The 14,473-nt window shown below is 69.4% G+C and carries 13 protein-coding genes; 11 read left to right on the plus strand and 2 right to left on the minus strand.

Going from position 1 to position 14,473, the window contains the following annotated elements; genetic code table 11:
* The first annotated feature begins 51 nt into the window (after positions 1-51).
* The 11 genes from DDZ18_RS02120 to pheT all read left to right on the plus strand — a co-directional run bounded on the left by DDZ18_RS02120 (position 52) and on the right by pheT (position 11,835).
* On the plus strand, positions 52-1,161 hold the full coding sequence (locus DDZ18_RS02120) for a glycosyltransferase family 4 protein (protein WP_109251700.1): 1,110 nt from the start codon (positions 52-54) through the stop codon (positions 1,159-1,161).
* Between the two features lie 4 nt (positions 1,162-1,165).
* Complete coding sequence (locus tag DDZ18_RS02125; RefSeq protein ID WP_109251701.1) at positions 1,166-2,152, plus strand: glycosyltransferase family 9 protein; 987 nt, start codon at positions 1,166-1,168, stop codon at positions 2,150-2,152.
* 148 nt (positions 2,153-2,300) lie between these two features.
* Complete coding sequence (gene infC, locus DDZ18_RS02130; protein WP_109251702.1) at positions 2,301-2,840, plus strand: translation initiation factor IF-3; 540 nt, start codon at positions 2,301-2,303, stop codon at positions 2,838-2,840.
* A 111-nt stretch (positions 2,841-2,951) separates the two neighbouring features.
* Complete coding sequence (locus tag DDZ18_RS13950) at positions 2,952-3,875, plus strand: peptidase (RefSeq protein WP_199241114.1); 924 nt, start codon at positions 2,952-2,954, stop codon at positions 3,873-3,875.
* A 124-nt stretch (positions 3,876-3,999) separates the two neighbouring features.
* Positions 4,000-4,464 carry a peptidase S1 gene (locus DDZ18_RS02140; protein WP_109251703.1) on the plus strand — a complete coding sequence of 155 codons (465 nt, stop codon included), beginning with the start codon at positions 4,000-4,002 and terminating at the stop codon, positions 4,462-4,464.
* A gap of 31 nt (positions 4,465-4,495) precedes the next feature.
* A complete protein-coding gene (locus tag DDZ18_RS02145) occupies positions 4,496-6,697 on the plus strand; it encodes a hypothetical protein (RefSeq protein WP_109251704.1) in 2,202 nt (733 codons plus the stop codon).
* Between the two features lie 177 nt (positions 6,698-6,874).
* Complete coding sequence (rpmI, locus tag DDZ18_RS02150) at positions 6,875-7,078, plus strand: 50S ribosomal protein L35 (RefSeq protein WP_109251705.1); 204 nt, start codon at positions 6,875-6,877, stop codon at positions 7,076-7,078.
* Positions 7,079-7,117: 39 nt separating this feature from the next.
* Positions 7,118-7,477, plus strand: coding sequence for a 50S ribosomal protein L20 (gene rplT / locus DDZ18_RS02155; RefSeq protein ID WP_109251706.1), 360 nt, complete (start codon positions 7,118-7,120; stop codon positions 7,475-7,477).
* A 156-nt stretch (positions 7,478-7,633) separates the two neighbouring features.
* On the plus strand, positions 7,634-8,719 hold the full coding sequence (gene pheS, locus DDZ18_RS02160; RefSeq protein WP_109251707.1) for a phenylalanine--tRNA ligase subunit alpha: 1,086 nt from the start codon (positions 7,634-7,636) through the stop codon (positions 8,717-8,719).
* Positions 8,720-8,837: 118 nt separating this feature from the next.
* On the plus strand, positions 8,838-9,425 hold the full coding sequence (locus tag DDZ18_RS02165; protein ID WP_109251708.1) for a hypothetical protein: 588 nt from the start codon (positions 8,838-8,840) through the stop codon (positions 9,423-9,425).
* Between the two features lie 16 nt (positions 9,426-9,441).
* Positions 9,442-11,835 carry a phenylalanine--tRNA ligase subunit beta gene (pheT, locus tag DDZ18_RS02170; RefSeq protein WP_109251709.1) on the plus strand — a complete coding sequence of 798 codons (2,394 nt, stop codon included), beginning with the start codon at positions 9,442-9,444 and terminating at the stop codon, positions 11,833-11,835.
* A gap of 530 nt (positions 11,836-12,365) precedes the next feature.
* Here the strand turns inward: pheT and DDZ18_RS02175 are convergent.
* Positions 12,366-13,694, minus strand: coding sequence for a hypothetical protein (locus DDZ18_RS02175; protein ID WP_109251710.1), 1,329 nt, complete (start codon positions 13,692-13,694; stop codon positions 12,366-12,368).
* Between the two features lie 93 nt (positions 13,695-13,787).
* The gene (locus tag DDZ18_RS02180) at positions 13,788-14,396 is read right to left on the minus strand and encodes a DUF1134 domain-containing protein (RefSeq protein ID WP_109251711.1); all 609 of its coding nucleotides are present in this window, start codon (positions 14,394-14,396) and stop codon (positions 13,788-13,790) included.
* Positions 14,397-14,473: the final 77 nt, after the last annotated feature.

Raw genomic sequence — 14,473 nt, forward strand, 5'->3', positions numbered from 1 at the left:
TCAGACGGCGACGGGCGCGCGCGCAAGCCCGCATGGAGGACCCGCCGCGGCTTGAACATCCTGCAGATCATTCCCGAGCTCGAGGCCGGCGGCGCCGAACGCACGACGCTGGAGGTCGCCGAGGCGGTGAGCGCCGAGGGCGGCCGCGCCCTGGTCGCCAGCGAAGGCGGGCGGCTGGAGGCCGAGCTCGCCGCGCTCGGCGGCGAGCTGATCCGCCTGCCCGTGAAATCCAAGAATCCCTGGACGATATGGCGCAATGCAGCGCGGCTTGCGCGGCTGATCGAGCGCGAGGGCGTCGATCTCGTCCACGCGCGCTCGCGCGCCCCGGCCTGGAGCGCCATGTGGGCGGCGCGGCGCGCGGGCCGGCCGTTCGTGACGACGTATCACGGCGCCTACAACGCGCGCTCGGGACTGAAGCGCTGGTACAATTCCGTGATGGCGCGCGGCGACCGGGTGATCGCCAATTCCGAGTTCATCGCCGGCCACGTCGCCGCCGAGCACGCCGTCCCCGCGGACCGCGTCGCGGTGATCCCCCGCGGCGTCGATCTCGAGCGCTTCGACCCCGACGCCTTGGATCCGGGACGCGCCGCCGCGCTCAGGCGCGACTGGGGCGTCGGCGACGAGGAAATCCTCGTTCTCCTGCCGGCGCGCCTGACCGCCTGGAAGGGCCAGACCCTGGCGATCGAGGCGCTGGCCGGCCGCGACGGCGTGGTGCTGGTCTGCGCCGGCGACGCGCAGGGTCGAGCCGGTTATGTCGAGGAATTGCGCAACCTGGCTGGAGCGCGCGGCGTCGCGCTGCGCCTGCCGGGCCATGTCGCCGACATGCCCGCCGCCTTCGCCGCGGCCGATCTCGTGCTGACGCCCTCGCTCGAGCCGGAAGCCTTCGGGCGGACGGCCGCCGAGGCCCAGGCGATGGGGCGCATCGTCATCGCCGCCGATCACGGCGGCGCGCGCGAGGTGGTCGACGCCGGCGAGACCGGATGGCGCGTCGCGCCGGGCGACGCGGCCGCTCTGGGCGCGGCGATCGACGCCGCGCTCGGCCTGTCGCCGGAGGCGCGCGCGGCGATGGGAGGGGCGGGTCGGCGACGCGTTCTGGAACGCTTCTCGAAAAGCGCGCTGCAAGAGTCTACCTTGCGGGTCTATCGCGAACTCATAGACTGAGGTCATGCTCGGGCGTAACTCATCCAAACCGCAGGTGCTCGTCCTGCACGACGGCGATCTCACCAGCACGGTGCGCATGCTGTCGGCGGCGAAGATGATCCGCGCCTATCACCGCACGGCGCGCATCACCCTGCTGTGCGGTCCCGACTTCCACGGCCTGCTCAAGCACTGCCCCTATTTCAACGCCGTCGAACCGATCCTGCGCGAAACGGCGGGCAAGAATCTGTTCGAGCGCGTCAAGGCCGCCCGCGCCTCGCGGGTGGACTTCATCTACAATCTCGGCGCCGGGCCGGCCGCGGAGAAGGTGAAGGCGGCGATGCGCTTCGCGCGCGGGCGCTGGATCGACGCCGAGTACGATCCGCAGCTGGGCGGCCACCCGCTGGACCAGGTCGCGGGCATGCTGGGCCATTCCGGCCTCGGACCGGAGCATTACGAACTCGGCGAGGCGCCGGTGCCGGAAGCCGACTGGATCGATTTCGTCGCCAAGCACTCGCGCACGCTGGAGCCAGAATATTTCGGGCTGCAGGGACCGTACGTGCTGTTCGCGCCGGCGGGCGACGACGTCGCCCCGGCGCTGCGCTGGCCCAAGGAGCGCTGGGCGTCGCTGGCGCACGCGCTGATCCAGGAAGGCATGGAGCCCGTGGTCGTCGGCGGGCCGCCGACGCGCGAGCTCGGCCGCTACATCGCCCATGTCACGCCGGGCGCGCGCGATCTCACGGGCCGCGCCAATCTCGTCCAGCTGACCGGGCTGGGCCGCAAGGCCAATTTCGCCTTCGGCGAGGATGTCGGGCTTTTGCACCTGCTGTTCGCCGCCGGCGCGCCGGGCGTGATGTTCCACCCCGGCATGGAGGCCCCGCACTACACCGCGCCGCGCGGGCCCTCGAGCACCGTCATCATGCACGCGCCCACGCTCGCCCAGATCAGCGCCGGCGAGGCGATTCAGGCCATGCGATTCGCCGGCGGATTCGCGCGCACTCCGGAGGCCGCGTGAGCCGGCTTGATTCACCGCCGTTTCTCGGGATATTCGCTGGGCGCTTCGTCCGCGTCGGTCCGGCTGGATCGTCGCCGCTTCGCGGACGTTGATGCATGAACGCGATCATCACTGAACCATCGGTCCGCAGTCGTCAGGGAGAAGACGCATAGCACGACGTCCGCACGCCGCGCCGCCGCCCAAGAAAGAGGGCCCGCGCGTCAACAAAGACATCCGCGTTCCGCGGGTGCTGCTTATCGACGAAGAAGGCGAGAAACAGGGCGAGGTGCCCATCGAGGCCGCGCTCGAGGCCGCCGAGGAGGCGGGGCTCGACCTGGTCGAGGTGGCGCCGAACGCCGATCCGCCCGTTTGCAAGATTCTCGACTACGGCAAGCTCAAGTACCAGGAGCAGAAGCGCAAGGCCGAGGCGAAGAAGAAGCAGAAGACCCAGGACGTCAAAGAGATCAAGATGCGTCCGAACATCGATGTCCATGACTACCAGGTGAAGACGAAGGCGATGAGCCGCTTCTTCGCCGAGGGCGACAAGGTGAAGGTCACGCTGCGCTTCCGCGGCCGCGAGATGGCCCACCAGGATCGCGGCATGGAGGTGATGAACCGGGTGAAGGAGGACTTCGCCGACGTCGCCAAGGTCGAGTTCGAGCCCAAGCTTGAAGGCCGCCAGATGATCATGGTGATGGCGCCGCGCTGATCCCGCCGGGCTTGCGGGATTACTTATTCGGATTGTGGCGGCTCGCCGAAGCGCGGTAGGCTTCCCCGAAGCGCCCGGCCCATCTGGGCGCGACCGGGACAGGGGGCCGACATGATCCGATCTTCGCTCATCCTCGCTTCGCTGGCCGCGGCGGGGATCGCCGCCGACGCAGCGGCGCAGGACTACAGTCTGTCGCCGTCGTTCGGCTCCGTCGAGCTCAGGGCCGGCTTCCTGCCCGATCCGCACGTGCGCAACCTGACGGCCGGCGGCGCGATCCGCGTTCAGGACCGGATGCCGGACTGCCGCGGCTATATCGCCAACGCGCCGGATTACAGCCTGCACTACACCGCCGGCTCGGCGCCGCTCTACATCAATGTCGATTCCGATCGCGACACGACGCTGATCGTCAACGGCCCGAACGCGCAGTGGTATTGCGACGACGACGGCGCCGACGAGCCGCTCAACCCGCTGCTCTACTGGTCGAACCCGCCGTCCGGCCGCTACGACATATGGGTCGGGACCTATTCCTCCGGCGCCGGCGCGCCCGCCACGCTGTTCATTTCAGAGATCGGCGAGAACACGCGCGGCGGCCAGGGTTCGGGCGGCTACGCCGGCGGGGTCAATATCGGCGCGCCGGCGATTAACGGCGACGTGACGCTGCGCGCCGGCTTCCTGCCCGATCCGTTCGAGCGCAACGTCACCGCCGGCGGACCGCTGCAGGCCTCCTCGGCGATCTCGTCCGAATGCCGCGGCTACGTCACCAGCGCGCCGACGCTCGAGCTCAACTATGACGGAAGCGGCAGGCTGCACATCTACACCCACGGCGGCGGCGACACCGTGCTGGCGGTGAACCGGCCCGACGGCAGCTGGACGTGCAATGACGACGGGGGCGACGGGCTCAACGCCGGGCTCTCCTTCTCCGGATCGACCCGGGGCGTCTACGACATCTACGTGGGGACCTACGGGACGAGCCAGCGCTCGACCACGCTGATGATCTCGGAGATCGCGCTGGGCCATACCCGGTCGCCGAAGTGACCGGACCGCGACGCCGGTCGGACGAGCCGGTCCGGCGGCGTCGCAATTTCGCCCTTCTTGGGAGGGTGTAATCACGCGTGCGGGGGCAGGCAGGACGCGCCCCCGTCGAAACAAGGGGACAGACATGCTTCGCACCACGCTCATCGCCGCGGCCGCGACGGCCGCGCTCGCCATCCCGGCGGCCGCTCAGGACTATTCGCTCAACCCGTCCTACGGGACCGTCAGCCTGACCTCCGGGTTCACGCCGGATCCGCACACCGTCAATCTGCAGTCGGGCGGCTCGATCTCGGCGGCGAATGTCGGCTCGAACTGCCGCGGCTATATCGCCGACGCGCCGGACTACCGCCTCCACTACACCTCGGGTTCGCTGCCGCTGATCATTTCGGTGGCCTCGTCCTCCGACACGACGCTCGTCGTCAACGGGCCGGACGGAAGCTGGTATTGCAACGATGACGGCGGCAACGGGCTGAACCCGTCCCTGCGCTGGAATTCGCCCATGTCGGGCCAGTACGACATCTGGGTCGGCACCTATGGCGGCGCCAGCCTCGAGAACGCACAGCTTCACATCTCCGAGCTCAACAGCCAGTAGTCGCCGGTCGAGGCGACCGGGAGGAGACCCCATGACCCGAACCATCACAGCACAGCTGGCCTGTGCTGGCCTGATCGCCTGCGCGGCGGTCGCCGGCGCCCAGGCCCAGACGCCCGGTGCGGAGCCGGCCCACGGAAACGTCGACGTCTCGTCGGGCTTCGCCGACGATCCACGATCGGTAGGCGTGCGCGGCGGCGGCGCGATCAGCGCCGACCGGCTGGATTCGTCCTGCCGCGGCTATATCAACGACGCCCCGACGATCGCGGTGAACTACGCCGACGCCGGCGATTTCGACCTCTATATCTCCGCGGCGTCGGACATCGACACGACGCTGGCCGTCGTCGCGCCGGACGGATCGGTCCATTGCGACGACGACGGCGGCGAGGGCGCGTTCAATCCCGGCGTGCGGATCGATGATCCCGCCTCCGGCCGCTACGACGTCTGGCTGGGCACCTACAGCGCCGGGGTCGGCTATCCGCCGGGGATGATTCACGTCTCCGAGCTGGGCTTCTTCGACACCAACGATTTCGCCCGCTCGCTCGACCCGGCGGCCGTCGCGGCGCACTCCATGAGCCTCGAGGCAGGCTTCGCCGACGATCCGCGTTCGGTCGAGGTGACCTCCGGCGGCGAGGTTAGTCTCTCCAGCCAGCCCGGAAGCTGCCGCGGCTGGGCCGGCGAAGCGCCGGATCTGCGCCTGAGCTACGAGGCCGACGGCTTCCCGCTCTTCTTCTCGACCGAGAGCGAGACCGACGGCACGCTCGTCGTCATGACGCCGTCGGGCGAGTATCTGTGCGACGATGACAGCGCGTCGGGCTTCAATCCGGGCGTGCGCATCCAGGAGCCCGAGAGCGGCGAGTACGTCGTCTGGGCCGGGACCTATTCCGATGTCGGCGAGCGTCCCGCGACCCTGCACGTCTCCGAGATCGGCTTCGCCGGCGTCGACAATTCGCTCGACGTCACGGCGGCTTCGGTCTCCGGCGATGTCGCGCTGGCCAGCGGCTTCACCCCCGACCCGCACACCATGGACGTGCGCGGCGGCGGAGCCATCCAGGCCGGCCAGGCCACCGACGGCCAGGTCGTCGCGGAAGGCTACTGCACCGGCTATGTCAGCCGGGCGCCGACCGCGGAGCTGACCTTCGAGGCCGGCGAGATGCCGCTGTTCATCTCGGCGACGACCGACGGCGACGGGACCCTGTTGGTCAACGCCCCGGACGGCGCGTGGTGGTGCAATGACGACCAGCAGGGGCTGAACCCGGGCCTGCGCTTCGACGATCCGCAGTCGGGCGTCTATGACATCTATCTCGGCAATCTTCGCGGCGAGGAGGAGCTCCCCGGCCAGCTGCACATCTCCGAACTCGGCTACGGCGCCGAGGGCGAGGGCGGCGGCCCGGTCGATATCGGCCTGCCCGCCCTGTTCGGCGACCACGACATCGAGGGCGGCTTCCTGCCCGACCCCTACCAGATCGAGGTCGAGGCCGGCGGCCCGCTCGACGCCGACGACGCCGTGCCCGGCGAGGACTACTGCCGCGGTCATGTCACCGAGGCGCCGACCGCGGAGATCCGCTATGACGGCGCGTCCGAGCTGCACATCTATGTTCGCTCCGAGCGCGACACGACGCTTGCGGTGAACCTGCCTGACGGGACGTGGGTGTGCGACGACGACGGCGCGGACGGCCTCAATCCGGGGCTCTCCTTCTCGCCGGACGCCAGCGGCGTCTACGACGTCTATGTCGGGACCTATAGCGGCGGCGGCGCGTCGCCGGCGACGCTCTACGTCTCCGAGATCGCGCTCGATCACGGCGTCGGGGCCGAGGATGTCGTCGACATCTCGCTGCCCGCCCGCGAAGGCGATCATGCGCTGGCGGCGGGGTTCACCCCCGACCCGTACGAGGTCGAGGTGACCGCCGGCGGCCAGGTCGATCTCAGCGACGCCATCTCGCAGGCGGGCCTCTACTGCCCGGGCTATGGCGACGCCGCGCCCAATGTCGAACTCGACTGGGACGGCGAGGGCGGACCACTCTTCGTCTACACCGAGTCCGGCGCCGACACGACGCTCGCGATCAATCTCCCCGACGGGAGCTGGGTCTGCGACGACGACGGCGCGGAGGGCCTGCGCGCCGGGCTCGAGATCGAGAACGCGCCCGACGGGATCTACGACATCTATGTCGGGCAGTTCAGCCGTGGGACCGCCTCGGCGAGCCTGCTCATCTCCGAGCTGGGCATGAGCGAGTAGCGCTTCGGCGCAGTCTCGAAGCAGGGCGGCGCGCCGGAGACGGCGCGCCGCTCTTGCATTCACGCGCGCGGCGCGTATAACCGCGCGTTCCGAAACCCCGGCCCACCCGGCCCTTTCGACATGCCGGGCGGCCGTGAACGCGATGCGGACGGCCCGCCGTCCCGAAAGGAGAGCGAAATGTCGAAGATGAAGACCAAGAGCGGCGCCAAGAAGCGCTTCAAGGTCACCGGCACCGGCAAGGTGCTCGCCGCCCAGTCCGGCAAGCGCCACGGCATGATCAAGCGTACGCCGAAGCAGATCCGCCAGAAGCGCGGAACCGACACGCTTTCGGCTCCCGACGCGAAGATCGTCAAGCAGCATTACCTGCCCTACAGCCGCTGAGGCTGCGTCCGGCTTAAGACCGTTTGAAGGAGAGCTGACATGGCTCGCGTTTCCTCGGGACCCGCGTCCCACGCCCGTCACCGCAAGATCATCAAGCTCGCGAAGGGCTATTACGGCCGCCGGAAGAACACCTTCCGCGTCGCCAACCAGGCCGTCGAGAAGGCCGGCCAGTACGCCTATCGCGATCGCCGCGCGAAGAAGCGCAATTTCCGCAGCCTGTGGATCCAGCGCATCAACGCCGCCGCGCGCCTGAACGACCTCACCTATTCGCGATTTATGAACGGGCTGGCGAAAGCCGGGATCGAGCTGGACCGCAAGGTTCTCGCCGATCTCGCCGTTCGCGAGCCCGACGCCTTCAAGGCTCTGGCCGACCAGGCCAAGAGCGCCCTGCAGGCTTGAGGACGCCGCCCGGTCCGCCGGGCGCGCCCTCCGCGACCGAAGCGCCCGCCTGCGGTATCGCCGGCGGGCGTTTTCATGTCCGATCGAAACGAGGTTTGAGCGCGGGGCCGCGCGCGGCTATCAAGCCGCCTGACGGGACCGCGGCGGGAAGACGACATGACTGATGCATCCGAACTCGAGGCGCTGGAAAAGCGCGTGCGCGGCGAGATCGAAGCCGCCGCCGACCTGCGCGCGCTCGACGATGTCCGCGTCGCCGCGCTGGGCAAGAAGGGCGAGCTCAGCCTGAAGATGCGCGAGCTGGGCAAGATGAGCCCGGAGGAGCGCCAGGTGATGGGCCCCGCGCTCAACCGCGTGAAGGACGCGCTCAACGCCGCCGTCGCCGAGAAGAAGGCCGCCCTGGAGACCGCCGCGCTCGAGGCCGCGCTGGCGACCGAGCGCGTCGACGTCTCGCTGCCGGTCTCGCCCGGCCGCCAGGGCCGGCTCCATCCTGTGAACCAGGTGATGGAGGAGCTCGCGGTGATCTTCGCCGACATGGGCTTCGCCGTCGCCGAGGGCCCGGACGTCGAGGACGACTTCCACAATTTCACCGCGCTCAACTTCCCGCCCAACCATCCCGCGCGCGACACCCAGGACACCTTCTTCATGGAGGCGCGAGACGAGCAGGGCGCGCCGAAGGTGCTGCGCACGCACACCTCGCCGGTCCAGATCCGCACCATGCTGGGCGGCTCGCCGCCGATCCGCATCATCGCGCCGGGCCGGGTCTACCGGAACGACTGGGACCAGACCCACACGCCGATGTTCCACCAGGTCGAGGGTCTGGTCATCGACCGCGAGACCCATATGGGCCATCTCAAGGGCTGCCTGATGGACTTCGTCGCCGCCTTCTTCGAGACCGACGAGGTTGAGGCGCGCTTCCGGCCGCACCACTTCCCCTTCACCGAGCCGAGCGCTGAGATGGACGTGCGCTACGAGCGCGTCGGCGACGCGATCAAGGTCGGCTCGGGCGATGACTGGATGGAGATTCTCGGCTGCGGGATGGTCCATCCCAACGTCATCCGGGCCTGCGGCCTCGATCCCGACGAATTCCAGGGCTTCGCCTTCGGCATGGGCGTCGACCGGCTGGCCTCGCTCAAATACGGCATGCCGGATCTCAGGCCTTTCTTCGAGCCCGATCCGCGCTGGCTGGCTCATTACGGCTTCAGCCCGCTCTTGCAGGCCAATCTCGCCACGGGGCTGAGCTGATGACGATCGCCGACGCCTGCAATCAGGGTCACCCCACCCTTCGCGGCCTTCGGCCGCTCTCCCTCCCCTCGAGGGGAGGGTCGGGGTGGGGTGCGCGTCATGATCGGAGGCGCCAATCATGACGGAACGCTCTTCACCGCCTCGCTGGCGGCTGCGCTTCGAGACCGTCGGTTCGATCACCGCGATCGTGGTCGGCGTCGCCGCGCTGTTCGTGAGCTGGGACCAGGGCCGGGTGATGCGCCAGGAGATCCGCGCCTCGGTCTGGCCGGCGCTGCAGGTCGACGGCTTCGTCGAGTCCGGCCCCGATGAACTCTCCATGGGCCTGCGCGTGCAGAACGCCGGCGTCGGACCGGCGCTGATCGAGCGCTTCACCGTCTACGAGCAGGGCGAGCTCGTGCGCGACATCGCCGATCTGCGTGCGCGCATGGGCGAGGATGTGGACTTCTCCCAGGAAAGCCTGACGGGCCGGATCATCGCCGCCGGCGACGAGGTCCGCCCCTTCCTGTTCCGCTATGACGACCCGGCCGCCGCGGCCGCCGAGCTGGGCTCGAGCGACGCCGTCGACATTCTCGCCGCCGTGTCCGGCCGATGGGAGGCGGAGGTCTGCTACTGCTCCAGCCTCGGCCAGTGCTGGACCAGCGATCTGAGCCCCGAACCGCCCGTCGAGACCGCGCGTTGCGACGCGGCGCCGGCGAGCGATCTCTGACCCCGGGACCGAACCGATGAAATTCACGCTTTCCTGGCTCGCCGATCACCTCGAGACCCGCAAGCCGCTCGCCGATCTCGCCGAGGCGATGACGATGGCCGGCCTCGAGATCGAGGACATCGACAATCCCGCCGACAAGCTCGCCGAGTTCACCGTCGCGCACGTGACCGCCTGCGAGCCGCATCCCGACGCCGACCGGCTGCGGGTCTGCACGGCCGAGACGAAGGACGGGACCAAGCAGATCGTGTGCGGCGCGCCGAACGCGCGCGCGGGCATGACGGCGATCTACGCGCCGCTGGGAACGTACATCCCGGGTCTCGACTTCGCGCTGGACAAGAAGCCGCGCAAGATCCGCGGCGTCGAGAGCTTCGGCATGCTGTGCTCGACCAAGGAGATCGAGGCCGGCGAGGATCACGAGGGCATCGCCGATCTCGAGGGCGAGTGGGCGGTCGGAACGCCGGCGGCTGAGGCGCTGGGGCTCGACGATCCCGTCATCGATTTCGAGGTCACGCCGAACCGCCCCGACTGGCTCGGCGTTTACGGCATCGCGCGCGATCTCGCCGCGGCCGGCGCGGGGACGCTGAAATCCGGCGCGGTCGAACCCGTGAAGGGGACCTATCCGTGTCCCGTCACGATCGAGACGGAGTGGGACGAGGCCTGCCCGATCTTCGCCGGCCGCGTCATCCGCGGGGTGAAGAACGGGCCGTCGCCGGACTGGCTGCAGAAGCGTCTCCTGGCCATCGGGCTCAGGCCGATCAACCTGCTCGTCGACGTCACCAACCTTCTCTCCTACGACCGCGCGCGGCCCCTCCACGTCTACGATCTCGCGAAGATCGGCTCGACCATTCGCGCCCGGAAGGGCCGCGGCGAAGCCGATCGCTTCGAGGCGCTCGACGGCAAGGCGTACGACCCGGCCGAGCATCACTGCGTCATCGCCGACGACGAACGCTGCCTCGGCCTCGGCGGCGTGATGGGCGGGGAATATTCCGGCTGCACCGGCGAGACGACCGACGTCTTCATCGAGAGCGCCTGGTTCGACCCGATGATCACGCGGACCACCGGCCGCGAGACGGGCATCGAGTCCGACGCCAAGTACCGCTTCGAGCGCGGCGTCGATCCGGGCTTCGTCGTCGACGGGCTGGAGCTCGCCACCCGCATCATCATGGAGCACGCCGGCGGCGAGGCCTCCGAGGTGTTCGTGGCGGGCGAAGCCCCGGCCGCGCCGGCCCCGATCGCCTTCGATCCCCGCCAGGTCGCCCGCATCACGGGGCTGGACCTTCCCGATGCGCGCATCACCGAGATTCTCGAAAGCCTCGGCTTCTCCGTCGATGCGGCGAAGACGCCGTGGACGGTCTCGGTCCCGACCTGGCGGCGCGATTGCGACCAGCCCGCCGACCTGATCGAGGAGATCGCCCGCATCGAGGGCTATGACCGGCTGCCGGTCGCGTCGCTCCAGCGGCCGGCCGGTCGGCTCGAGGCGCCGGCGACCGAGCTGCAGAACCGCGTGCGCGCGGCCCGCCGCGCCGCGGCGATCCGCGGCTATGACGAGGCGATCACCTGGTCCTTCTGCGGACGCGATCACGCGGATCTCTTCAGCGGCGTGGAGGCCGGCCTGCACGTGGCCAACCCCGTGACCTCCGAGCTCGACGTCATGCGCCCGAGCGCGCTCGTCCACCTGCTGACCAGCCTGCAGCGCAGCGCCGACAGGGGCATGGAGGACGCCCGCTTCTTCGAAGCCGGCCCGATCTATTTCGACGACAGCCCCGACGGCCAGGCGACCGTGGTCGCCGGCGCGCGCCGGGTCGTCGCGACCCGCGACTGGCGCGGCGGCGAAGCCCCCGACGCCTTCGACGCCAAGGCCGACGCGCTGGCCATCCTGGAGGCCGCCGGCGCGCCGGTCGCCAACCTGCAGGCCGCGCCGGAGGCGCGCGGCTGGTGGCATCCGGGCCGTTCGGGCGTGCTGCGGCTGGGACCGAAAAACGTGCTCGCCGAGTTCGGCGAGATCCATCCCGGCGTGCTCAAGACGCTCGACATCGACGGCCGCGTGGTGGCCTTCGAGGTGTTTCTGGAGCGGATCCCGGCGGCGAAACGCAAGGGCCTGAAGTCGCGGCCCGCCCTGGAGCTGCCCGAGCTCAATCCGGTCACGCGCGACTTCGCCTTCCTCGCCCCCGACGATCTGCCCGCCGGCGATCTCGTCCGCGCCGTGCGCGGCGCCGACAAGGCGCTCATCGCCGAGGTGCGCCTGTTCGACCGCTACGCCGGCGAGGGCGTGCCCGAGGGCAAGGTCTCGCTCGCCGTCGAGGTCGTTCTGCAGCCGCGCGAGGCGACGCTGACCGACGCCGAGATCGAGGCGGTCTCCGCGAAGGTCGTCAAGGCCGCCGAGAAGGTCGGCGCGACGCTCAGGGGATAGGGGCTTCGCGATGAAACCCCCGCCCTAAAGCCGATTGTGGCTGTCTTCTTCGCCGACTTCGGCCCGTCATCGCCGGGCTCGTCCCGGCGATCCAGCAAGATGATCCGGATGGCCGGAACAAGTCCGGCCATGACGGCTGACCGTGGCGCCGGCCCTGATGCCGGATAGTCAGCGCCGTCACCCCACCCCAACCCTCCCCTCGAGGGGAGGGAGTCGGTCCGTGGCTGGTGGTCCTGTCGCTCGAAAGTCCGGATGCGGACGCTCTCTCTCCCCCGCTTGCGGGGGAGGGCCGGGGCGGGGGCGGTCGTCGTTGAATTTCCGGGCCGCGCCGCAGGCTGAACTTATCTCCTTTTCGCCCCTTGAGCTGTCATCGCCGGGCTCGTCCCGGCGATCCAGCTCTCTCGGAATCTGGATGGCCGGAACAAGTCCGGCCATGACGCATGATTGCGAGTTCGATCCTGCTCGCGCATCGTCGGCGCCCCCTCGAGGGGGAGAGCGGTGGACACGCCGGGGCGTGTGGCGACGCCCGCCTAAAGCCCGCTCGCACTCACCCGGTTCTTCCAGTAGCCGACATCCTCGGCGTACTTGCCGATGACGTCGCCGACCATGGCGTTGAGCCTGAGCGTGTGGAAGGAGATCCACTCGCCCTGGTCGATCTCGTCGAGACAGCCCATCGAGTTGGACAGGAAGAGCACGTAGAGCGCGCCGACGAGCACGAACAGCGCGGCGAACACCCAGCCCAGCTCGGCGATCGCGGCGAACGGCGCCCACAGCCCGGCCGCCGACAGCGCCGCGCCCGCAGCCAGAAGCGCCAGGATGAAGAAGGCGGGCACGAAGATCAGGTAATAGCTGGAGTTCCGCGAGATCTGGTAGACGACGTTGCGCACGTAGGTCTCGACGAAGAAGACCCTCAGCGCCAGCCAGATCATGTTGGCGTGCCAGAGCTGGGCGGCCGCCGAGAGCTGCTTGGAATCGCGCTCCTCGCCGACGGTGACCGACTTCGCCCGCCCCACGGCCGTGCGGTAGTGGTCGTTCAGCCGCGCCATGTAGCGGGTGAGATAGTTCGCCATCTCGCGGGTGTTGTTGCGCTGGAAGGGCGCGTACTCCGTGAAGTAGAGCGCCCACATCGCGATCGCGCCGGCCAGGCAGGTCAGAAGCCCGAAGCCGAGCGAATTGATCGCCTCCGCGCCGAAGCGGCTGTCGGCCGACAGGCCCAGCATGGCGTGGAAATCGAAAACCGAGCCGTCATTGTAGAGCAGGTTGACGATCAGCACCGCCGACAGGATGGCCGAGAACCAGACGGCGAGCTTGCGGACATTGCCGTTGATCATCTTCCGGGACTCGTTGAGCAGGAAGAGGAGGCCGCGGTCGCTGTCGAAGAATTGCTGCGCGATCACCGCGCCCTCGACGTCCTCGAACAGGCTGCGCGGATCGGCGCTCATCGGCACCGGGGCGTTGAGGAATTTCTCGGCCAGGCCCGCGTACTCGGCGGCGAGTTCGTCGTCGAGCTCCTCGGGCATGCGCATGAAGCCGACGCGCACGCTCATCCAGTGGAACAGCAGGCCGCGCGGCGTGATGTGGGCGCGTTCGTGCTCGAAATCGTCGCCCAGCGCGGTCTCGGTGTCGGTCCGGCCGCGGAATATGCGCGCCGTCGCCGCCCACGCCGTCGGCCCGATCTCGGCCTGCGCGCCCTGCCCGCGGCCGCCGCGGCCGATGACGCGGAAGACGATGCGGATCGGGAAGGTGAGCGCCCGCAGGATCGCGCCGATGATCTGGAAGGGCAGCTTGCGCGCCAGCACCAGTCCCGCCGTCAGGGCGAGCGCCGCCAGCACCGCCAGTATCGTCGCCGCTTCCGCCATGGCTCGCCCCTCGCTTCGCCGTCGCGCGCACCCTCACGCTGCGCAAAGGTTAACGGCTTGAGCGAATTGGGGCCAAGGATTTCCGTCCGCGGCTCAGAAGGGCAGCCAGCTGCGCCGGCGCGAGTAGGACAGGTAGCCGACATTGGCGCCGGCGCGCAGGCCCACGCCCGAACGGATCGGGGCCAGCGTGATGTTGTCGGCGCGCTGGTAGTTCACGCCCAGCCCGGCGACGAAATAGGCCGAGCCGTCGACGCCCGGAAAGCGCTGATAGAGCCGGTCAGTGTCGCGCAGGTTATAGACCAGCGTGAAGACGCGGCTGGCGTTGCCGCCCGCGTCGAAGCCGATCGAGGGCCCGGTCCAGTAGACCTTCTCCCGGTTCGCCCGGCCCTTCATCGAGAGATAGCCCTCGCCGTAACGCAACCCGACCCCCGCCGCGCCGGCGACCTCCTCGCCGGCGATATATCCGACGGGACGGCCCTGGTCGGCGAAGACGCGCTCCAGCGCCGAGGCCGCAGCCTCGGCGGTGACGCCGAAGAAGTCGGCGGTCGCCTCGACGATCTCGTCGCGCGAATAGGTGTCGATGTCTTCCTGGTAGGCGCTCGGCTGGCCGTAATCGGGCTCCTGGCTCGGCTGCGACGCGCAGGCGGCCAGCGCCAGCGGCGCGGCGAGGACGGCGAGGAAAGACTTGAGATCGACGGTCATGGCGAGTCTCCGGTCAGAGGGGGTGGTCGGCGCGCACTCTCCCCCGCGATTATGACCGGCTTGCGGCGAAACGCTTA

Source organism: Marinicauda salina, assembly GCF_003122085.1.
GTDB lineage: Bacteria > Pseudomonadota > Alphaproteobacteria > Caulobacterales > Maricaulaceae > Maricicauda_A > Maricicauda_A salina.